This is a genomic window from Actinotalea alkalitolerans (assembly GCF_023369855.1).
Taxonomy (GTDB): Bacteria; Actinomycetota; Actinomycetes; order Actinomycetales; family Cellulomonadaceae; genus Actinotalea.
The window spans coordinates 21,572-42,873 of record NZ_JAMBPP010000024.1 but is presented as its reverse complement, the minus strand read 5'-3'; the positions used below and the strand labels follow the sequence as shown (position 1 = coordinate 42,873).

General features: G+C 71.2%; 18 protein-coding genes. 17 read left to right on the top strand and 1 reads right to left on the bottom strand.

Annotated elements, in window-relative coordinates; genetic code table 11:
- A partial coding sequence (locus tag M1R94_RS19655; protein WP_249383426.1) for an isochorismate synthase occupies positions 1 to 1,311 on the bottom strand: 1,311 nt, incomplete at its 3' end.
- A 73-nt stretch (positions 1,312 to 1,384) separates the two neighbouring features.
- Here M1R94_RS19655 and M1R94_RS19650 point away from each other — a divergent pair.
- The 17 genes from M1R94_RS19650 to M1R94_RS19570 all read left to right on the top strand — a co-directional run bounded on the left by M1R94_RS19650 (position 1,385) and on the right by M1R94_RS19570 (position 21,159).
- Positions 1,385 to 2,080 carry a demethylmenaquinone methyltransferase gene (locus M1R94_RS19650; RefSeq protein ID WP_249383425.1) on the top strand — a complete coding sequence of 232 codons (696 nt, stop codon included), beginning with the start codon at positions 1,385 to 1,387 and terminating at the stop codon, positions 2,078 to 2,080.
- A 114-nt stretch (positions 2,081 to 2,194) separates the two neighbouring features.
- A complete protein-coding gene (locus tag M1R94_RS19645) occupies positions 2,195 to 3,505 on the top strand; it encodes a geranylgeranyl reductase family protein (RefSeq protein ID WP_249383424.1) in 1,311 nt (436 codons plus the stop codon).
- Between the two features lie 106 nt (positions 3,506 to 3,611).
- Positions 3,612 to 3,974, top strand: a complete 363-nt coding sequence (locus tag M1R94_RS19640; protein WP_249383423.1) for an NADH-quinone oxidoreductase subunit A — start codon at positions 3,612 to 3,614, stop codon at positions 3,972 to 3,974.
- A gap of 28 nt (positions 3,975 to 4,002) precedes the next feature.
- Positions 4,003 to 4,554, top strand: a complete 552-nt coding sequence (locus tag M1R94_RS19635) for a NuoB/complex I 20 kDa subunit family protein (RefSeq protein WP_249383422.1) — start codon at positions 4,003 to 4,005, stop codon at positions 4,552 to 4,554.
- A gap of 137 nt (positions 4,555 to 4,691) precedes the next feature.
- Positions 4,692 to 5,387, top strand: coding sequence for an NADH-quinone oxidoreductase subunit C (locus tag M1R94_RS19630; RefSeq protein WP_249383432.1), 696 nt, complete (start codon positions 4,692 to 4,694; stop codon positions 5,385 to 5,387).
- A complete protein-coding gene (locus tag M1R94_RS19625; protein ID WP_249383421.1) occupies positions 5,387 to 6,739 on the top strand; it encodes an NADH-quinone oxidoreductase subunit D in 1,353 nt (450 codons plus the stop codon). Before M1R94_RS19630 ends, M1R94_RS19625 begins: the two co-directional genes overlap by 1 nt.
- On the top strand, positions 6,739 to 7,572 hold the full coding sequence (nuoE, locus tag M1R94_RS19620) for an NADH-quinone oxidoreductase subunit NuoE (RefSeq protein ID WP_249383420.1): 834 nt from the start codon (positions 6,739 to 6,741) through the stop codon (positions 7,570 to 7,572). The genes M1R94_RS19625 and nuoE overlap by 1 nt, the downstream gene beginning before the upstream one ends.
- Positions 7,572 to 8,933: an NADH-quinone oxidoreductase subunit NuoF gene (nuoF, locus tag M1R94_RS19615; protein WP_249383419.1), complete on the top strand. Its 1,362-nt coding sequence runs from the start codon at positions 7,572 to 7,574 to the stop codon at positions 8,931 to 8,933. The genes nuoE and nuoF overlap by 1 nt, the downstream gene beginning before the upstream one ends.
- Positions 8,930 to 11,608, top strand: coding sequence for an NADH-quinone oxidoreductase subunit G (locus M1R94_RS19610; protein ID WP_249383418.1), 2,679 nt, complete (start codon positions 8,930 to 8,932; stop codon positions 11,606 to 11,608). The genes nuoF and M1R94_RS19610 overlap by 4 nt, the downstream gene beginning before the upstream one ends.
- The gene (nuoH, locus tag M1R94_RS19605; RefSeq protein ID WP_249383417.1) at positions 11,608 to 13,038 is read left to right on the top strand and encodes an NADH-quinone oxidoreductase subunit NuoH; all 1,431 of its coding nucleotides are present in this window, start codon (positions 11,608 to 11,610) and stop codon (positions 13,036 to 13,038) included. The genes M1R94_RS19610 and nuoH overlap by 1 nt, the downstream gene beginning before the upstream one ends.
- 10 nt (positions 13,039 to 13,048) lie before the next feature.
- A complete protein-coding gene (nuoI, locus tag M1R94_RS19600) occupies positions 13,049 to 13,747 on the top strand; it encodes an NADH-quinone oxidoreductase subunit NuoI (protein WP_249383431.1) in 699 nt (232 codons plus the stop codon).
- A complete protein-coding gene (locus M1R94_RS19595; RefSeq protein ID WP_249383416.1) occupies positions 13,744 to 14,652 on the top strand; it encodes an NADH-quinone oxidoreductase subunit J in 909 nt (302 codons plus the stop codon). The genes nuoI and M1R94_RS19595 overlap by 4 nt, the downstream gene beginning before the upstream one ends.
- Positions 14,649 to 14,948 carry an NADH-quinone oxidoreductase subunit NuoK gene (gene nuoK / locus M1R94_RS19590; RefSeq protein WP_249383415.1) on the top strand — a complete coding sequence of 100 codons (300 nt, stop codon included), beginning with the start codon at positions 14,649 to 14,651 and terminating at the stop codon, positions 14,946 to 14,948. Before M1R94_RS19595 ends, nuoK begins: the two co-directional genes overlap by 4 nt.
- Positions 14,949 to 14,988: 40 nt before the next feature.
- Positions 14,989 to 16,965 carry an NADH-quinone oxidoreductase subunit L gene (gene nuoL, locus M1R94_RS19585; protein WP_249383430.1) on the top strand — a complete coding sequence of 659 codons (1,977 nt, stop codon included), beginning with the start codon at positions 14,989 to 14,991 and terminating at the stop codon, positions 16,963 to 16,965.
- Positions 16,966 to 16,979: 14 nt separating this feature from the next.
- On the top strand, positions 16,980 to 18,578 hold the full coding sequence (locus M1R94_RS19580; protein WP_249383414.1) for an NADH-quinone oxidoreductase subunit M: 1,599 nt from the start codon (positions 16,980 to 16,982) through the stop codon (positions 18,576 to 18,578).
- Entirely contained in the window at positions 18,575 to 20,158 is a 1,584-nt protein-coding gene (nuoN, locus tag M1R94_RS19575; RefSeq protein ID WP_249383413.1) for an NADH-quinone oxidoreductase subunit NuoN, read from the top strand. The genes M1R94_RS19580 and nuoN overlap by 4 nt, the downstream gene beginning before the upstream one ends.
- Positions 20,159 to 20,175: 17 nt before the next feature.
- The gene (locus tag M1R94_RS19570; RefSeq protein ID WP_283253713.1) at positions 20,176 to 21,159 is read left to right on the top strand and encodes a polyprenyl synthetase family protein; all 984 of its coding nucleotides are present in this window, start codon (positions 20,176 to 20,178) and stop codon (positions 21,157 to 21,159) included.
- Positions 21,160 to 21,302: the final 143 nt, after the last annotated feature.

Sequence of the window (21,302 nt, the reverse complement as noted above, 5' to 3'; positions counted from 1 at the left end):
CACGTGTGGCTGGACGTGTCTCGGATGGCCACGGCCGCGACCCTGATCGGCGACGAGCTCGCCACCGTCACCGGCGAAGCGGCCCCCGCCCCGGGGGGGGGGCGGGGGGGGGGGGGGTTCGTCGGGGTCGAGCTCGGCCGACCGCAGAGCGATGCCCCACTCGCCGTCGCCGTCGGCCCCGATCCAGCCGACCGGTCCCGCGTAGCGGGCGCGGTGCATCCCCTCGATCCGATCGATGAGCTCCCGGGCCGCCGGGGTGGGGGTGCCGGCGACGGCGGCGGTCGGGTGCAGGGCAGCGGCGAGGGCGAGGCTCGAGGGTGCGGGACCGAGGCCGTCGGCCCGCAGCACGCCGGTCACGTCGGTGGCCAGGTGCAGCACGTTGGGCAGGTGCAGCACGAAGGGGATCTCGGGCACGTTGGCCGACGAGCAGAACGGCTCGAGGGCGTGCGCGACCGACGTCACGGCGTACTCGTGCTCCTCGAGGTCCTTGGACGAGTGCGCCAGGATCGCGGCCCGCGCCATGTCGGCGTCGTCGTCACCGGTGCGGCGGATGGTCCCGGCCAGCACGCGCGAGGTGACCAGGCCCTTCTCGCTGCGGACGAGCAGCTCGGGGGTGGCCCCGACCAGACCGTCGACGGCGAAGGTCCAGCACGAGGTGTAGTCCGCGGCGAGGCGGCCGAGCAACCACCGGGGGTCGAGCGGCGCCTGGGTCCGCGCGACGACGTCCCGTGCGAGCACCACCTTTTCGAGCCGGCCGCCGCGGATCTCGGCCACCGCCTGCCGGACGACGTCCTGCCACCCCTCGGCGGACAGCGCACCGTCCTCGTACCCGACGGGCCCGGGGGCCTGGGGCGGCGGGCCCGGGGACACGTGCGCGAGGCCGGGGGCCGTGGTGACGGCGCCGATGTCGAGCGTGGTGACCCAGCTCGTGCTCCCGCGTCGCCCGACGACCACCCGCGGCACGACGAGCGTGCCGCCCGAGGGCGAGGTGTCGGAGAACGCGAACGAGCCGAAGGCCACCGGCCCGGTGCCGGGGACACGCACCTCGTCGCGGACCACCGCGTGCGCGACGAGCTGCTGCCACTGCTCCTCGGCCCGGGCGAAGCGGGTGGGGCCGGTGGTCTCGATCCGCAGCAGCTCGCCCCAGGCCACGAGGCCGTCGCCGCGACGCACCCAGGCCAGGCCGGACTCGCAGGGCAGCAGCTCGAGCAGGTCGTCCGGGACCTCGGCGGGGTCGATCGCGACCGTCCGCACGACCAGCGGCCCGGGGTGCAGGTACGACCCCGCAGGGGCCGAGGGATCGGTGCTCATCACGCCCCAGCGTAGGTCCCCGGGGCGGGGCGTCACGTCCCGACCGGTGGGCGCGGGCTGAGATGATGACCACATGCCCCGCGCCAGCCTGGAGAAGAAGCCGCACGAGGTCGCCGCGATGTTCGACGGCATCGCACGCCGCTACGACCTGACCAACGACGTGATCTCCCTGGGCCAGGACCGCCGGTGGCGGGCCGCGACGATCCGGGCGGTGGACGCCCGTCCCGGCCAGCGGGTGCTGGACCTCGCCGCGGGCACCGGGACCTCGAGCGAGCCCTTCGACGCCGCGGGGGTCCGGGTCGTCCCGTGCGACTTCTCCGTGGGGATGCTCGCCGTGGGCAAGGGACGTCGGCCGGACCTGCCGTTCACGGCCGGTGACGCGACCCGGCTGCCCTTCGCCGACGCGAGCTTCGACGCGGTGACCATCTCGTTCGGGCTGCGCAACGTGGTGGACACCGGTGCGGCCCTGGCCGAGATGCTGCGGGTGACCCGCCCCGGCGGCCGGCTCGTGGTCTGCGAGTTCTCCCAGCCCACGTGGACGCCGCTGCGGGTGGTCTACACCGAGTACCTCATGCGGGCGCTGCCGCCGGTCGCCCGGGCGGTCTCCAAGGAGCCGGACGCCTACGTGTACCTCGCCGAGTCCATCCGTGCCTGGCCCGACCAGGGGGGCCTGGGTCGCGCGCTGCGTGCGGCGGGGTGGCGCGACGTCGCCTACCGCAACCTCAGCGGCGGCATCGTGGCGTTGCACCGCGGTACCCGTCCGGCGTGACACGATGCGCGGACGTCTGGGACGAAGGTCCGTGGAGGAAGGTAAGCCTCAGCAGACACCCGTACGGGGCGACGTTAGACTGAGCCGGTTCGATCGTGAATCCCTTCACAAGTGATGAGGCAAGGCGTGGGGACTGCAGGTCAGCATGACGATGCCGATGTCATCGTCGTCGGCGCAGGTCCCGCCGGGTCCACCGCGGCGTACTACCTTGCGGTCGCCGGGCTCGACGTCCTGGTCCTGGAGAAGACGGCCTTCCCGCGCGAGAAGGTCTGCGGCGACGGCTTCACCCCGCGGTCGGTCCGCGAGCTCATCGCGATGGGTGTCCCGATGGCCCCCGAGGACGGGTGGATCCGCAACAAGGGTCTGCGGGTCTACGGCGGCGGCCACCGGATCGAGCTCCCCTGGCCCGAGCTCGACGCCTTCCCGAGCTACGGCGTGAGCCGCACCCGCAAGGACTTCGACAACACCCTCGCGGTGCACGCGACCGGTGCCGGCGCGCGCATCCTCGAGCAGATGAACGTGACCGCCCCGGTGATCGACGAGCGCACCGGGCGGGTCGTGGGCGTGACCGCACGACCCGTCGACGCAGCGGGCCGCAAGTCGGGGGACGAGGTCACCTTCCGTGCCCCCGTGGTCATCGCGGCCGACGGCGTCTCGGCGCGGCTGGCCCTGGCCCTGGGCATCGAGAAGAACGCCAACCGGCCCATGGGCGTCGCGGTGCGGACGTACTTCAAGACCCCGCGGCACGAGGACGACTGGATGGAGAGCTGGCTCGAGCTCTGGGACGGCGAGCCCGGCCGGTCCAACCTGATGCCCGGGTACGGCTGGATCTTCGGGCTCGGCGACGGCACCGCGAACGTCGGGCTGGGCAGCGTCAGCTCGCGCGCGGCCACCACGAAGATCGACTACAAGGACCTGCTGCAGCGCTGGGTGGCCAACACCCCGGCCGAGTGGGAGTTCACACCCGAGAACCAGGTGGGTCCGGTGCGCAGCGCCGCGCTGCCGATGGGCTTCAACCGCAAGCCGCACTACACCCGGGGACTGATGCTGGTCGGCGACGCGGGTGGGATGGTCAGCCCGTTCAACGGCGAGGGGATCGCCTACGCGATGCAGGCCGCCCGTCGGGCAGCCGAGGTGGTGGCCCAGGCCAAGGCCCGGACGACGGACGCCGCGCGCGAGCGCACCCTGCAGACCTACCCCCGGATCATGGCCGACGAGCTCGGGGGCTACTACTCCCTGGGCCGGGTCTTCGTGAAGCTCATCGAGCACCCCGAGGTGATGCGGGTCTGCACGCGCCACGGGCTCCCGCGCCCCGCGCTGATGCGGCTCACGCTCAAGCTGCTCGCCGACGTCTACGAGCCGCGCGGGGGCGACCTGTCCGACAGGTTCATCTCCGCCCTGACCCGGATTGCGCCTGCCGCATGACCCGTACACACTCGGCGGTGACTGCGCGGAGGTCCTCACCGGCGAGCCGGCGCAGCGCCTGCGCCGGTGACCTGCAGCCCCGACCGTGCCTGCCCCGGAGGTCCCGATGAGCAACCCCTACCTGCCGATCCTCATCCTCATGGGGGTGGCGGCCGTGCTCGCCCTGGGCGGGGTCGGTGCGAGCTACGTCATCGGTCCGCGGCGGTACAACCGGGCCAAGCTCGAGGCCTACGAGTGCGGGATCGACCCCACGCCCCACGCGGTGGGTGGCGGGCGCTTCCCGATCAAGTACTACCTGGTCGCGATGACCTTCATCATCTTCGACATCGAGGTGGTGTTCATGCTGCCGTGGGCGGTCGCGTTCTCCGAGCTCGCGCTGTTCGGCGTCGTGGCGATGATGACCTTCCTCGTGCTGATCACCGTGCCGTTCGTCTACGAGTGGCGTCGCGGAGGCTTCGAGTGGGACTGACAGGTCGAGGAGAGGAAGGAGGAGCGTAATGGGGATCGAAGATGCACCGTCCGGCTTCCTGCTGGGCACGGTCGAGGACCTCGCAGGGTACTTCCGCAAGGCGTCGCTGTGGCCGGTGACCTTCGGGCTGGCCTGCTGCGCGATCGAGATGATGGCGGCCGGGACCTCCCGGTACGACATCTCCCGCTTCGGCATGGAGGTCTTCCGCGCCTCGCCGCGTCAGGCTGACCTGATGATCGTCGCGGGACGGGTGAGCCAGAAGATGGCGCCCGTCGTGCGTCAGGTCTACGACCAGATGCCCGAGCCCAAGTGGGTCATCGCGATGGGCGTGTGCGCCTCCTCGGGCGGCATGTTCAACAACTACGCGATCGTCCAGGGCGTCGACCACATCCTCCCGGTGGACATCTACCTGCCCGGCTGTCCGCCGCGTCCGGAGATGCTCCTCAACGCGATCCTCACGCTGCACGACCAGATCCAGGCCGAGCCCCTGGGTGTGAACCGTCGTGAGGCGGCCGCGGCTGCCGAGGCGGCCGCGCTCGCGGCGACCCCGACCTCCGACATGAAGGGTCTGCTGCGGTGAGCGACGCGAAGGACGCACCGGCCGAGGCCAAGGACGCTGCGGCCGCGGCCAAGGTGGGCGCAGGGCCGGTCGGCACCGACGCCGCGGACACCCCGCAGAAGGGCACCGAGGCCGCGCTCGAGGCCGGGTCGCAGAACATCCCGGCGACCCCCGACGCGGGGGACCGCCCACCCCTGGAGGTCATCGACGTCCGCACCGGCATGTTCGGCGTGCCGGGAGACGGCGACACCAGCGGCTTCGGCGGCCTGGTGCGCACCGTCGCGATGCCGAGCGCGAGCGAACGCCCCTACGGCGGGTGGTTCGACGAGGTCGTCGACATCCTGGCCGAGGTGCTGGGCGAGGGGGGCACAGCCTTCGACGACGCGATCGAACGCGTGGTCGTGGACCGCGGCGAGCTCACCCTGTACGTGAGGCGCGAGCACCTGGTGCCCGTGTGCCAGGCGCTGCGTGACGACCAGGACCTGCGCTTCGAGCTCGGTCTGGGTGTCTCCGGGGTGCACTACCCGGGTGACGTCGACCGTGAGCTGCACGCCGTCTACCACCTGTGCTCGGTGACCCACAGCCGGCGCATCCGGCTCGAGGTCGCCGTGCCCGACGCCGACCCGCACATCCCCTCGAGCGTCTCGGTCTACCCGGGGCACGACTGGCACGAGCGCGAGACGTGGGACTTCTTCGGCATCGTCTTCGACGGTCACCCGGCCCTGGCCCGGATCCAGATGCCGGACGACTGGCCGGGTCACCCGCAGCGCAAGGACTACCCGCTCGGCGGGATCCCGGTGGAGTACAAGGGCGCGAGCATCCCTCCGCCCGACGAGCGGAGGTCGTACAGCTGATGGCCAGCACCCAGGGTCCCCACGCCACGCAGCACATCGTCGACGAGTCCACGCAGGGCGTGCCCTCGTTCGAGGCCTCGGGCGGCGACTGGTCCGAGATCGCCGAGGAGGCCCTGCGCCTGGGCGAGGAGCGGATCGTCGTCAACATGGGTCCCCAGCACCCGTCCACGCACGGGGTGCTGCGGCTCATGCTCGAGATCGACGGGGAGACGGTGACCGAGGCCCGCTGCGGCATCGGGTACCTGCACACCGGCATCGAGAAGAACATGGAGTACCGGACCTGGTCGCAGGGTCCGACCTTCTGCACGCGCATGGACTACCTCGCGCCGCTGTTCCAGGAGACCGCGTACTCGCTCGCGGTCGAGAAGCTGCTCGGCATCACCCAGGACGTCCCCGAGCGGGCCACGGTCATCCGGGTGCTGATGATGGAGCTCAACCGGGTCGCCTCGCACATGGTCGCGCTGGCCACCGGGGGCAACGAGCTCGGCGCGACGACGATCATGATGCACGGGTTCAACGCCCGCGAGGAGATCCTCAAGATCTTCGAGCTGGTCACCGGGCTGCGGATGAACCACGCCTTCGTGCGACCCGGCGGCGTGATCCAGGACATCCCCCCGGGTGCGCTGGACACCATCCGTGAGTCGCTGGGCACGATCCGGGACTACATGGGCATGCTGGGCGACCTCATGCTGGCCAACCCGATCTTCAAGGGCCGGCTGGTCGACGTCGGCCACCTCAGCCTCGCGGGCTGCATGGCCCTGGGGATCACCGGTCCGGTGCTCCGCTCGGCGGGCCTGCCCTACGACGTGCGCAAGTCCGACCCGTACTGCGGGTACGAGACCTACGACTTCGACGTGCCGACCTCGACCGACGCCGACTCGTTCTCGCGGGTGGTCCTGCGCCTCGAGGAGTGCTACCAGTCGTTGCGGATCGTCGAGCAGTGCGCCGACCGGCTGCAGGCCATGGGGCCGGGGCCGGTCATGGTCGCCGACAAGAAGGTGGCCTGGCCCGCACAGCTCGCGATCGGCTCGGACGGCATGGGCAACTCCCTGGACCACATCCGCCAGATCATGGGGACGTCGATGGAGTCGCTCATCCACCACTTCAAGCTGGTCACCGAGGGCTTCCGGGTCCCGGCCGGCCAGGTGTTCCAGGCGGTCGAGCACCCGCGGGGCGAGCTGGGCGTCCACCTCGTCTCCGACGGCGGCACCAAGCCCTACCGGGCGCACTTCCGCGACCCGTCGTTCAACAACCTGCAGGCCACGGCGCTGATGTGCGAGGGCGGCCAGGTGGCCGACGTCGTCGTGGCCGTCGCCAGCATCGACCCTGTGCTGGGAGGGGTGGACCGCTGATGGCCACCGGGTACGAGCCCTACGAGGGCACCAAGCTCGAGCGCCTGGCCGCGGACGCGGCGCAGGCGATCTCCCGCTACCCCGAGCCGCGCTCGGCGCTGCTGCCGCTGCTGCACCTGGTGCAGTCCGAGGACGGCTACGTCAGCCCCGACGGGATCGGGTTCTGCGCCCGCACCCTGGGGCTGACCACGGCCGAGGTCTCCGCCGTGGCGACGTTCTACAGCCAGTACAAGCGCCACCCCAACGGCGAGTACACGGTGGGGGTCTGCACCAACACGCTGTGCGCGGTGATGGGCGGGGACGAGATCTTCGACGAGCTCGCCGACCACCTCGGTGTGGGCCACGACGAGACGACCACCGACGGCAAGGTCACCCTCGAGCGGGTCGAGTGCAACGCGGCCTGCGACTACGCCCCGGTGATGATGGTCAACTGGGAGTTCTTCGACAACCAGACGCCCGAGAAGGCCAAGCAGGTCGTGGACCGGCTGCGCGCCGGCGAGCAGGTCGCCCCCACCCGTGGGGCCACCTCGGTGTGCTCGTTCAAGGCCATGTCCCGCGTGCTGGCCGGCTTCCCCGACGGCCGCGCCGACGAGGGCGTCGGTGCCGGCGGACCGAGCCTGGCCGGGACGGTCCTGGCGCGCGAGCACGGCTGGACCGCCCCTTCGCAGAGCGACGCGGGGGCTGCCGACGGCGGACCGTCACCCTCCGGCCAGGACGACCCGGTCGCCCCGGTCGCGGGCGGCGAGCAGTCGAGCGTCGACACCCCGGCCGCACCGCCCTCGGGCGGCACGGCGGACACCGAGACCGGCCGCGACCCGAGCAAGGAGGCGTGATGGCCACCACCCTGAGCCCGGTGATCAGTGCGTACTGGGACCTCGAGCGGTCCTGGACCCTGGCCACCTACGAGGCCAACGGCGGGTACGCCGGGCTGCGCAAGGCCCTGACCATGGACCCGGCCGACATCGTCTCCGCGGTCAAGGACTCGGGCCTGCGCGGTCGCGGTGGTGCGGGCTTCCCCACGGGGCTGAAGTGGAGCTTCCTGCCGGCACCCGACGGCGGGCCGCGCTACCTGGTGGTCAACGCCGACGAGTCCGAGCCGGGCACCTGCAAGGACACGCCGCTGATGATGGCGAACCCGCAGGTGCTGGTCGAGGGCATGGCGATCACCTCGTTCGCGATCGGGTGCACGCACGCGTTCATCTACGTGCGCGGAGAGATCCTGCACGTCTACCGCCGTCTGCTGCGCGCGGTCGAGGAGGCCTACGACCAGGGCTACCTGGGCAAGAACATCCTGGGCTCGGGCTTCGACCTGGACATCACGGTCCACGCCGGGGCGGGCGCCTACATCTGCGGTGAGGAGACGGCGCTGCTCGACTCCCTCGAGGGCCTGCGCGGCCAGCCGCGGCTCAAGCCCCCGTTCCCGGCGGTGGCAGGGCTGTACGCCCGCCCCACGGTCGTGAACAACGTCGAGTCCATCGCCTCGGTGCCCTCGATCATCGCGGGCGGCGTCGACTGGTTCCGCTCGATGGGCACCGAGAAGTCGGCGGGCTTCGGTCTGTTCTCGCTGTCGGGTCACGTGCAGCGGCCGGGGCAGTACGAGGCGCCCCTGGGCATCACCCTGCGTGAGCTGCTCGAGATGGCGGGGGGTGTGCGCGAGGGTCACGAGCTGAAGTTCTGGACCCCCGGAGGCTCCTCGACGCCGCTCTTCACCGCCGACCACCTCGACGTCCCGCTCGACTACGAGTCCGTCGGGGCGGCCGGCTCGATGCTCGGCACGCGCGCCCTGCAGATCTTCGACGAGACCACCTGCGTGGTGCGCGCCATCACCCGGTGGGCCGAGTTCTACGCGCACGAGTCCTGCGGCAAGTGCACCCCGTGCCGCGAGGGCACGTACTGGCTCAAGCAGGTGCTCGCCCGGATCGAGCACGGCAAGGGCACCATGGAGGACCTCGACACCCTCCTGGACGTGTGCGACAACATCCTGGGCCGTGCCTTCTGCGCCCTGGGCGACGGTGCGACGTCGACCGTGACCTCGGGGATCGCCCTGTTCCGCGAGGAGTTCGAGGCCCACATCACGGCGGGGGCGTGCCCGTTCGACCCGGCCGCCGCGGCCCTGTTCGAGTACACCCCCCGGAGCCCGCGTGCGCGTGCGCACGCGCTGTCCGGGGCGCCCGCAGGAACGGTGGGAGCATGACGACGACGACGCCCCAGAGCACCTCGAGCGGTGAGGTCACCGCCCCGGTGCCCGAGGTGACCTTCACCATCGACGACGTCGAGATCGCGGTGCCCAAGGGCACCCTGGTCATCCGCGCCGCCGAGCAGCTGGGGATCCAGATCCCCCGGTTCTGCGACCACCCGCTGCTGCAGCCCGCCGGCGCGTGCCGGCAGTGCCTGGTCGAGGTCGCGACCCCCGACCGCGAGGGCAACGTCCGGCCGATGCCCAAGCCGCAGGCCTCGTGCACGCTCGAGGCGACGCCCGGCATGGTGGTGCGCACCCAGCGCACGTCGGCCGTGGCCGACAAGGCCCAGCACGGGGTCATGGAGCTGCTGCTCATCAACCACCCGCTCGACTGCCCCACCTGCGACAAGGGTGGCGAGTGCCCTCTGCAGAACCAGGCGATGAGCAACGGGCGGTCCACGAGCCGCTTCCACGACGTCAAGCGCACGTTCCCCAAGCCGATCGCGATCTCGACCGAGATCCTGCTCGACCGGGACCGGTGCGTGCTCTGCCAGCGCTGCACGCGCTTCTCCGACGAGATCGCCGGCGACCCGTTCATCGACCTGCAGCAGCGAGGGATCAAGCAGCAGATCGGTGTCTTCGACCCGGCCGTGCTGGGCTTCGCGGGTGCGCAGACCACCGAGGTCTCCTCGTACGCGATGCCCGACGGGTCGGCCGGTCGGGCCGCGGTGGGCGTCGCGGCGCAGGACGCCGCGGGGCCGATGGGTGAGGCGACGATCGACACCTCGGGTCGTCCGTTCTCCTCCTACTACTCGGGCAACACCGTGCAGATCTGCCCGGTGGGCGCCCTGACCAGCGCGGCGTACCGCTTCCGTGCGCGGCCGTTCGACCTCATCTCGACCCCCTCGGTCTCCGAGCACGACAGCTCGGGCTCGGCCATCCGGGTCGACCACCGTCGCGGCGTCGTGGTGCGCCGGCTCTCGGGCGAGGACGCTGCGGTCAACGAGGAGTGGATCACCGACAAGGATCGCTTCGCCTTCCCCTGGCAGTCCATGGCCGACCGGGTGACCACCCCGCTGGTGCGCGACCGTGCCGCGGACGGCACCCGGGGTGAGCTGCGCCCCGCGAGCTGGGCCGAGGCCTTCGAGGTCGCCGCCGAGGGGCTGGCCGCGGCGCGGGCCGCGGGCGGCGTCGGGGTGCTCCCGGGCGGCCGGCTGCCGCTCGAGGACGCCTACGCCTACGCGAAGTTCGCCCGGGTCGTCCTGGCCACCAACGACGTGGACCACCGTGCCCGCCCGCACTCCGACGAGGAGGAGGCGTTCCTCGCCCACCACGTCGCCGGGTCGCGTATGTCGGTGACCTTCGCGGACCTGGAGAAGGCCCCGGCCACGCTGCTGGTCGCCTTCGAGCCCGAGGACGAGGGCGGCGTGGTCTTCCTGCGCCTGCGCAAGGGCGTGCGTGCGCACGCGAACCGGGTGTTCTCGGTCGCCCCCTTCGCGAGCCGTGGGCTCTCGCGGCTCGGCGGCACCCTGCTCAGCGCGGCCCCGGGAACCGAGCCCGAGGTCCTGGACGCCATCGGCGCCACGACCGACGCGCCGCTCGCCGGTGCCGGTGAGGCGCTCGCGGCGGCTGGTTCGATCATCCTCGTGGGTGAGCGTCTCGCGGCGGTCCCCGGCGGCCTGTCCGCCGTGCTGCGGCTGGCCCGGCGCACGGGTGCCAGGCTGGCCTGGATCCCGCGTCGCGCCGGTGAGCGCGGCGGGGTCGAGGCGGGCACGCTGCCCTCGCTCCTGCCGGGCGGCCGTCCGGTGGCCGACGCCACGGCACGGGTCGACGTGGGCGCGGCCTGGGACGTCGACCAGCTCCCGGTGACCCCGGGCCGGAGCACCACGGCGATGCTGGCGGCCGCGGCGGACGGCTCGCTGGGCGGTCTGCTCGTGGGTGGCGTGGACCCGGTGGACCTGCCCGACCCCGCGGCGGCACTCACGGCCCTGGACGCGGTCGGCTTCCTGGTCTCCCTGGAGGTGCGTGCCTCGGCGGTGACCGAGCGGGCCGACGTCGTGCTGCCCGTCGCGCCGCCGGTCGAGCGCCCGGGGACCTTCCTCAACTGGGAGGGTCGGCCCCGTCCGTTCCCCCAGGCCCTGACCTCGACCGCGATGCCCGACCATCGGGTGCTGGACGCCCTGGCCGACGCGATGGACGTGCGCCTCGGCCTGCGGACCACCGCGCAGGTCCACGCCGAGATCGACCAGGTCGGGGCGTGGGACGGCTCGCGGGCCGAGGCCCCCGACGTCGTGGCTGCCGGGCCGAACGTGGTGGGTGACGGCGAGGCGGTGCTGGCCACCTGGCACCTGCTGCTCGACGCGGGCCGGGGTCAGGACGGCGAGGCCTTCCTGGCCGGGACCGCACCACGCCCGGTCGCCCGGGTGTCCGCGGCGACGGCGTCCTCGATCGGTCTGACCGACGGCGCCCCGCTGCTGGTGAGCACCCCGTCGGGCCAGATCGTGCTCCCCGCGGTGCTCACCGCGATGCCCGACGGCGTGGTGTGGGTCCCGACCCACTCGACCGGGTCGATGGTGCGCCCGACCCTGCGGGCCGACCAGGGGGCCGTGGTCGCCATCCGGCCCGCCGCTGCCGCCCTCGAGCCCGCTACCGTCCTCACCGAGACCGAGCACGACGGAGAGGCCCTGTGATGATCCTGTCAGCGTCGACGGCGGGGACCCTCCTGGGTGGTGCCGTCGGTCTCCCGACGTCCGCCGCCGTGCGAGGGGCCGACTTCAGCCAGGACAACCCGTGGGTCTGGCTGATCAAGGCCGTCCTGATCATCGTCTTCCTGCTGACCAGCGTGCTGATCGCGATCTGGTTCGAGCGCAAGGTCGTGGCCCGGATGCAGATCCGGCCGGGGCCCAACGTGCACGGACCCTTCGGGCTGCTGCAGTCCCTGGCCGACGCGATGAAGCTCCTGCTCAAGGAGGACATCAACGTCAAGGCCTCGGACAAGCTGATCTACATCGTCGCGCCGATGATCTCGGTGTTCTGCTCGCTGCTGGTGTTCGCGGTGATCCCCTTCGGGCCCGAGGTCTCGGTCTTCGGCGTGGTCACCCCGCTCCAGCTCACCGACTTCCCGGTGGCGGTCCTGTACATCCTGGCCGTCACTGCGCTGGGCGTGTACGGCATCGTGCTGGGTGGCTGGTCCTCGGGCTCGACCTACCCGCTGCTCGGCTCGGTCCGCTCGACCGCGCAGGTCATCTCCTACGAGCTCGCGATGGGCCTGTCCCTGGTCAGCGTCTTCCTGCTCGCCGGGTCGATGTCGACCTCGCAGATCGTGGACTCCCAGACCCAGGTGTGGTGGTTCCTCCCGCTCGCCCCGGCCTTCGTGATCTACCTGATCTCGATGGTCGGCGAGGTCAACCGGCTGCCCTTCGACCTCCCCGAGGCCGAGGGCGAGCTGGTCTCGGGATTCATGACCGAGTACTCCTCGATGAAGTTCGCCTGGTTCTTCCTGGCCGAGTACATCAACATGATCAACGTCTCGGCGATCGCGACGACCCTCTTCTTCGGTGGCTGGCGGGCTCCGTGGCCGCTCTCGGCCATCAACGACGGCATGTTCAACGAGGGCTGGTGGCCGGTCCTGTGGTTCCTGGCCAAGATGTGGATGTTCATGTTCATGTTCGTGTGGGTGCGCGGCACGCTGCTGCGCTTCCGCTACGACCAGTTCATGAAGATCGGCTGGAAGATCCTCATCCCCGCGGCCCTCGGCTGGATCGTGCTCGTCGCGGTCGTGCAGAGCGTCCGCCAGTTCACCGACACCGACCTGCGCACGCTGCTCATCGTGCTCGGGGCGATCGCGCTGGTCGGCATCGGCGCCTCGTTCCTGATACCCGAGAAGAAGGCACCACCGGCCGAGCCCCGTGCGAAGGACCAGCCGTTCGACGCCTTCGCCGACGGGTACCCTGTTCCGCCGCTGCCCGGTCAGCAGCTGCCGCCCTCGCCGCGGCGGCTGCGAGCACGGGCAGCAGCCGACGCGGCCGCACGCTCGGGGGCCGGCTCGCCGACGCTCACGGTCGAGGCGGCACCATCGACCGACCAGCACGACGACGGCGAGGAGGAGACCCGTGGCTGACGACCAGGAGATGACCCGGCGCGAGAGCGCCGGAGAGGTCGCAGGCGCCTCGGCGCCCGACCAGCCCTACGAGTCGCTGATCCCCACCAAGTCGGGGATCGGCGAGCTGCTGGCCCCCGTGGCGGGGTTCGGCGTGACCTTCTCGGCCATGTTCAAGCCCGGCATCACCGAGCAGTACCCGTTCGAGAAGCACCCGACCAAGCCCCGGTACCACGGTCGCCACCAGCTCAACCGGCACCCGGACGGTCTCGAGAAGTGCATCGGCTGCGAGCTGTGCGCGTGGGCCTGCCCCGCCGACGCGATCTACGTCGAGGGTGCGAGCAACAGCCCCGATGCCCAGTACTCGCCCGGTGAGCGGTACGGACGCGTCTACCAGATCAACTACCTGCGCTGCATCTTCTGCGGGCTGTGCATCGAGGCCTGCCCGACCCGGGCCCTGACGATGACCAACGAGTACGAGCTCGCGGGGCCGAGTCGCGGTGGCCTGATCTACGAGAAGCAGGACCTGCTCGCGCCGCTCGGCGAGGACATGCTCGCCGCCCCCCACCCGATGGTCCCGGGGACGAACGACGGTGACTACTACCGCGGTGAGGTGACCGGCCCGGTGCCCGAGCAGATCGACTGGGTCGCGCAGTGGCGTCCCGACGACCCGTCGCTGGCCGTCCTGCGGCCCGGGACCGGTACCGGTACGAGCGAGGCGACCCGATGACCGCACTGCACCTCGCGTCACCTGGGCTGGCGGCGGCCGCGGGGACGCTCGCCGAGACGGGGCGCACCAGCGCGGGGGAGGCACTGCTGTTCTGGTGCCTCGCCCCGATCATGGTGCTCGCGGCCCTCGGACTGGTCTTCGCCCGCCGTGCCGTCTACGCCGCGATGAGCGTCGTCGTGGTGATGGTCTCCCTGGCGATCCTCTACGTCGCGCAGGAGGCGCCGTTCCTGGGCGTGGTCCAGGTGATCGTCTACACCGGCGCCGTCATGATGCTGTTCCTGTTCGTGCTGATGCTCGTGGGGGTCGACGCCTCCGACTCGCTCGTCGAGACGATCAAGGGTCAGCGGTGGATCGGGTGGCTCTTCGGTCTGGGACTGGCCGGCGTGCTCGTCGGTGTGGTGCTCACCGCCTCGGGCATCGCCCCGCAGGGTCTGGACGCCGCGAACGCGGACACCAACCCGGTGGGGCTGGCACGGATCATCTTCGGCGACTACGTGTTCGCCCTCGAGGTGGTCGGCGTGCTGCTGATCACCGCAGCGGTCGGCGCCCTCGTCTTCACCCACCGCGAACGGCTGACCCGCAAGGTCGGTCAGAAGGAGCGCGCGGACGCCCGGGTCGCTGCCGGAACCAGCCTGGTGCCCCTGCCGGCCCCCGGTGTCTACGCCCGCAGCAACGCCATGGACGTACCCGCGCTCGACGCCCAGGGACGTCCGATCGACGCCTCGGTGTCCCGGGTGCTGCGGGTACGTGGCCAGGAGCGGTCGGTCGACGAGGTGGCCGCGGACAACGGCGCCGGCGACGCGGCCCGCTACCTCGACGCACCCGACACCGGACCCGGGACGACCGGTGGCGTCGGCTCGACGCCGCCGCAGCGGTCCATCACCGGCGAGGAGACGGTCCAGTGAACCTGTCCAACTACCTGGTTCTGGCCTCGGTGCTGTTCAGCATCGGTGCGATGGCGGTGCTGCTACGACGCAACGCGATCATCGTCTTCATGGGTGTCGAGCTGATGCTCAACGCCGCGAACCTCGCCTTCGTGACCTTCGCCCGCATGCACGGCGACCTGAGCGGGCAGGTGATGGCCTTCTTCGTGATGGTCGTGGCCGCCGCCGAGGTCGTCATCGGGCTCGCGATCATCCTGGCGATCTTCCGCACCCGCCAGTCGGCCTCTGTCGACGACGTCAACCTGTTGAAGAGCTGAGGAGCGCGCGGTGATGACTTCAGTTCTTCCTGCCCTGGTGATGTCGGGCTCGCAGGTCGAGGGTGTGGCCGCGGCCGTCCCGGCCACGGGTGTCCTGTCCCTGGCCTGGCTGCTGGTGGCCCTGCCACTGGTCGGCGCGGCCGTGCTGCTGCTGGCCGGGCGACGTGCCGACGGCTGGGGCCACTGGTTCGGGGTCGCTGCCTCGGGCTCGGCCTTCGTGGTGGGCGCGGTCCTGATGGTCGCGACCCTCGGTGCGCCTGCGCAGGAGCGTGTCGCAGACCTGCACCTCTTCGAGTGGATCTCCGCCGGGGCGTTCACCCTGGACGCCGGTCTGCGGATCGACCCGCTCTCGTTGACCTTCGTGATGCTGGTGACCTTCGTGGGCACGCTCATCCACGTCTACTCCGTGGCGTACATGGAGCACGACACGAGCCGGCGCCGCTTCTTCGCCTATCTCAACCTCTTCGTCGCGGCGATGCTCCTGCTGGTGCTCGCGGACAGCTACGTGCTGCTCTTCGTCGGGTGGGAGGGCGTGGGCCTGGCCTCGTACCTGCTGATCGGCTTCTGGAACCACGACCTGCCCAACGCGGTCGCGGCCAAGAAGGCCTTCGTGGCCAACCGTGTCGGTGACGTCGGGCTGCTCGTGGCGATCATGATCCTCTTCGCGGCCTTCGGTGCCACCGACTTCGAGACGGTCTTCGGGCTCGCGTCCGGGGCCAACGAGGGTCTGCTGACCGCGGCCGGCCTGATGCTGCTGCTCGCCGCGTGCGGCAAGTCGGCGCAGTTCCCGCTGCAGGCCTGGCTCGGTGACGCCATGGCCGGCCCCACGCCCGTCTCGGCCCTGATCCACGCAGCGACCATGGTCACCGCGGGCGTGTACCTCGTGGTCAGGTCGGCCCCGGTCTACGAGGGTGCCCCCAACGCGTTGCTGGTCGTCGCGATCGTCGGTGCGATCACCCTGATCTTCGGGGCCGTGGTCGGTTGCGCCAAGGACGACATCAAGAAGACCCTCGCCGCCTCGACCATGTCCCAGATCGGCTACATGATGCTGGCCGCCGGTCTCGGGCCGATCGGCTACGCCTTCGCGATCTTCCACCTGCTGACCCACGGCTTCTTCAAGGCCGGCATGTTCCTGGGTGCGGGATCGGTCATGCACGGCATGCACAACGAGGTCGACATGCGCAGGTACGGGGCGCTGCGCCGGTACATGAAGATCACCTGGATCACGTTCGGACTGGGATGGCTGGCGATCCTGGGAGTGCCGCCCTTCTCGGGCTTCTGGAGCAAGGACAAGATCATCGAGTCGGCCTTCGCGGCGGACGGTGGCACCGGCTGGCAGCCCTGGGTCTTCGGCACGGTCGCCCTGGTCGGTGCCGGCATCACCGCGTTCTACATGTCGCGGCTGTTCTTCATGACCTTCCACGGCAGCTCGCGCTGGCCCGGCCACCGGGTCTCGGAGACCGAGACGGTCGACGAGCCGGTCCAGGACCCGCACGAGTCCCCGGCCCTGATGATCTGGCCGATGGTCGTGCTGGCCGCCGGCTCGGTCGCGCTGGGTGGCGTCCTGGCGATCGGCAACGCCTTCGAGCACTGGCTCGAGCCGGTGACCGGTCACGTCGAGCACCACGACCCCGTGCTGCCGATCCCGCTGATCATCACCCTGACCCTGGTGCTGGTGATCGCCGGCGCGTTCCTGGCCTGGCGTCAGTACGCCGCCTCGCCGGTGGCCGTGGTTCCGCCGCGTGGCTCGGTGCTGACCCGTGCCGCGCGCCGTGACCTGTACCAGGACGAGGTCAACGAGGGCCTGCTGATGCGCCCCGGCCAGTACCTGACCCGCTCGTTGGTCTACGGCGACCGCCAGGTCGTGGACGGCAGCGTCACCGGGCTCGCCCGGGTCGTGGCCGGGTCGGGCGAGCTCGCCCGGCGGTGGCAGACCGGTTACGTGCGGTCCTACGCAGCCACCATGGTCATCGGGGTCGTCCTGCTCGCGGCCGTCGTCCTGGCGTTCCGGATCTGAGGGAAGAGATACACATGCAGGATCAGACCTTCCCCTGGCTGACCACGTTGATCGTGGTGCCGCTGCTGGGTGCCGCGCTCCTCTGGGCCCTCCCCGAGTCGGTGCGACGTCACTCGCGGCACGTCGCCGTCGGGGTCTCCCTCGTCGTCCTGGCGCTGGGCGTGGTGGCCACGCTCGCCTTCGACACCTCCGCGGCCGGGACCCACCAGCTCCTCGAGCAGGTCTCCTGGATCCCCGCGCTGGGGGTCAGCTACGCCCTCGGTGTCAACGGCGTGGGGCTGTCCCTGGTGCTGCTGTCGGTCGTGCTGGTCCCGCTGGTGCTGCTGGCTGCCTGGCGCGAGCACCCCGACGCGGCCGCGGCCGACGGGGCGTCCGAGGGGGCCGCGGGGCTGCGCATCCGCCACTACTTCGCCCTGGTGCTCGTCCTCGAGGCCTTCATGGTCGCAGTGTTCGCCGCGCGTGACGTCTTCTTGTTCTACGTGCTGTTCGAGGCGATGCTCATCCCGGTCTACTTCATGATCGGGGCCTTCGGCGGACTGCAGCGTCGCTACGCAGCGGTCAAGTTCCTGCTGTTCTCCCTCGCCGGCGGGCTGGTCATGCTGGTCGGCGTGGTCGCGCTGTACCTCAACGGCCCGGGCGGACCGGACGGCTTCCTGATCGAGAACCTGGTCGGCATCGACCTGCCGGTGACCACCGAGCGGCTGCTGTTCCTGGCCTTCTTCCTGGCCTTCGCGATCAAGGCGCCGATGTGGCCCGTGCACACCTGGCTGCCCGACGCCGCCGAGCAGTCACCTGCCGGCACCTCGGTGCTCCTGGTCGGGGTGCTCGACAAGGTCGGGACCTTCGGGATGCTGACGCTGTGCCTGCCGCTGTTCCCGAACGCCTCGCAGTGGGCCGCGCCGGTGATCATCGTGCTCGCGGTCGTGTCGATCCTGTACGGCGCGCTGCTGGCGATCGGCCAGGAGGACCTCATGCGGCTGATCGCCTACACCTCGGTGAGCCACTTCGGCTTCATCGTCCTGGGGATCTTCGCGTTCACCTCGGTGAGCATCCAGGGCGCCTCCTTCTACATGGTCAACCACGGGCTCTCGACCGGAGCGCTCTTCCTGCTGGGTGGCTTCCTCGTCGCACGCCGCGGCTCGCAGCGGCTGTCCGACTTCGGCGGGCTCCAGAAGGTCGTCCCCGTGCTGGCCGGCACCTTCCTGGTGGCGGGTCTCTCGGCACTGTCGCTGCCCGGGCTGTCCACCTTCGTCAGCGAGTTCCTGGTGCTGGTCGGCACCTTCGGGCGCAACCAGCCGGCCGCCGTGGTCGCCGTGCTCGGCGTCGTGCTCGCCGCCCTGTACGTGCTGATCATGTACCAGAAGGTGTTCACCGGTGCGGTGCGCCCCGAGCTCTCGACCATGCCTGACCTCTCCTCGCGCGAGCGGTGGGTGGTCGGACCGCTGATCGCCGCGATGATCGCTCTGGGCTTCTACCCCGCGCCTGCGCTCGACCTGTTCCGCGAGCCCGCGACGCAGACCCTGCTGGAGGTGGGTGTCCAGGACGTCGAACCCTCCATGGGGCTCGGCTTCCTGGCAGATACCAGTTCCACCGACGACGGGAGCGACCAGTGACATCGGCCTTCGTGGCTCCCGAGATCCCCTGGGCGCACCTGGTCCCCGTCATCCTGGTGCTCGGCGCCGGGGTCGTCGGGGTGCTCGTCGAGGCCTTCGTCCCGCGTCGGGCCCGCCGTCCGGTGCAGCTGGCGCTGGCCCTGGTGGCCCTGGCCGGCGCCGTGGTCGCCGTGTCCGCCCTGTGGGCGGGGGTCCGCGACACCGGGGGCACGGTCGTCCTGGGCGGCTCGATGCTGATCGACGGGCCGGCACTGGCCCTCCAGGGCATGATCGCTCTGCTGGCCCTGGTCAGCCTGCTCGTCGTGGCGGACCGCACCACCGCGGGCGAGGACGCGTTCGCGCCGTCGGCGGCCGCGGTACCCGGGTCGGAGTACGAAGAGCTCGCGCGTCGCACGGGGCAGCAGCAGACGGAGATCTACCCGCTGATCCTGTTCGCCGTCGGCGGCATGATGATCTTCCCTGCTGCGGGTGACCTGCTGACCCTCTTCGTCGCCCTCGAGGTGCTCTCGCTGCCGCTGTACCTGCTGTCCGGCACGGCACGTCGCCGTCGCCTGCTCAGCCAGGAGGCGTCGATGAAGTACTTCCTCCTGGGAGCGTTCGCCTCGGCCTTCTTCCTGTTCGGTGCTGCGCTGCTGTACGGCTTCTCCGGCTCGCTGCGGCTGGCGGACATCGCCGCCGCGACGACCACGGTCACCGGCCTGGACCCGCTGCTGATCGCGGGTGTGCTGCTGCTGCTCGTCGGGCTGCTCTTCAAGGTCGGCGCGGTGCCGTTCCACTCGTGGACCCCGGACGTCTACCAGGGTGCCCCGACCCCGATCACCGGCTTCATGGCGGCCTGCACCAAGATCGCCGCGTTCGGCGCCCTGCTCCGCATCGTCTACGTGGTGCTGCCGCCCCTGGAGTGGGACGTGATGCCGGTGCTGTGGGTCGTGGCGGTGCTGAGCATGGTGGTCGGCACGGTCATCGCGATCGTGCAGACCGACGTCAAGCGCATGCTGGCCTACTCCTCGATCGCTCACGCGGGTTTCGTCCTGGTCGGCGTCGTGGCCCTCACCTCGAGCGGCATCAGCTCGGTGCTGTTCTACCTGCTCGCCTACGGCCTGGCCACGATCGGCGCGTTCGCGGTCGTCTCGCTGGTCCGCGAGGTCAACGCCGGGCCGGGCGGTGCGATCGTCGCCGAGGCGACGCACCTCTCGCAGTGGTCCGGGCTGGGCCAGCGCCACCCGGTGCTCGCCGGTGCGTTCACGCTGTTCCTGCTGTCGTTCGCAGGCATCCCCCTGACGGCCGGGTTCACCGGGAAGTTCGCGGTGTTCTCGGCAGCCGTCGAGGGCGGCCTGACCTGGTTGGTCGTGGTGGGTGTGCTGGCCTCCGCGGCGGCGGTCTTCTTCTACGTCCGCCTGGTGGTGCTGATGTTCTTCACCGACCCGGTCGGCACACCGGGGGAGTCCACCACCGTGGTCCCCTCCGAAGGGCTCACCGCCGTGGCGATCGGGCTGGGCGTCGTCGGCACGATCGCGCTGGGTGTGCTGCCCTCGCCGGTGCTCGAGCTCTTCGCGGACGCAGCGAAGTTCATCCCGTGAGCACCGCCTCGCTGCCGATGGCCGACCCCGAGCTGGCCGAGCTGCTGACCGCTCGGCTCGCGCTGGTCGAGGAGCGGCTGCGCGACGCCGTCGCGCACGCCGACCTGCTCGCGGACGCGACGTCACGGCACCTGGTCAACGCGGGCGGCAAGCGGCTGCGGCCGTTGCTGACGCTGCTCGCCGCCCAGCTCGGCGAGGGCCAGCGCCCTGAGGTCGTCGACGCCGCGGTGGTGGTCGAGCTGACCCACCTGGCGACGCTCTACCACGACGACGTCATGGACTCCGCGCCGTTGCGCCGCGGGGCCCCGGCGGCCCACGAGGTCTGGGGCAACCACGTCGCGATCCTCACCGGTGACCTGCTCTTCGCCCGGGCCTCCCGGATCGTCGCGGGGCTCGGCCCCGAGGCCGTCCGCATCCAGGCGAACACCTTCGAGCGGCTCTGCCTGGGGCAGCTCCACGAGACCGTGGGTCCCGGTCCCGACCAGGATCCGGTCGAGCACTACCTCCAGGTGCTCTCGGACAAGACCGGTTCGCTCATCGCGACCTCGGCCCGGTTCGGTGCGATGTTCGCCGGCTGCCGCCCGGCCGTGGTGCGCACCCTGATCGCCTACGGGGAGAAGGTCGGTGTGGCCTTCCAGCTCGCCGACGACGTGATCGACCTGAGCGCCGACGGTGCGCAGACCGGCAAGACCCCCGGCACGGACCTGCGGGAGAAGGTCCCGACGATGCCGGCCCTGCTGCTCCGCGCGCAGGCGGGTGGCCCCGAGGGCACCGACCTGGACCGCGAGCTGGTCTCCCTCCTGGACGGGGACCTCTCCACCGACGACGTCCTGTCCGAGGCCGTCGCGCGGCTCAGTCGTCACGGCGTCGTCGAGCAGACGCGCCGCCGCGCGGTGGCCTGCGCGCAGGAGGCCGTCGACGCCCTGGACCCGTTGCCGGCCGGAGCGGTCAAGGAGTCGTTGGTCTCGTTCGCGCAGGCGCTGGTCGACCGCGCGGCCTGAGGCCGCTGCGCGTGGGTCCCGGAGTGCCTCACAGGACCCGCGCGCACTGGGTAGCCTTCCCCTCGGCGCGGTGTCCAGCCGCCCACCCACCCGGCCTGCCGGGGTCGACCACTTTCACAGGACCGTTACCCCATTCGGGCTAA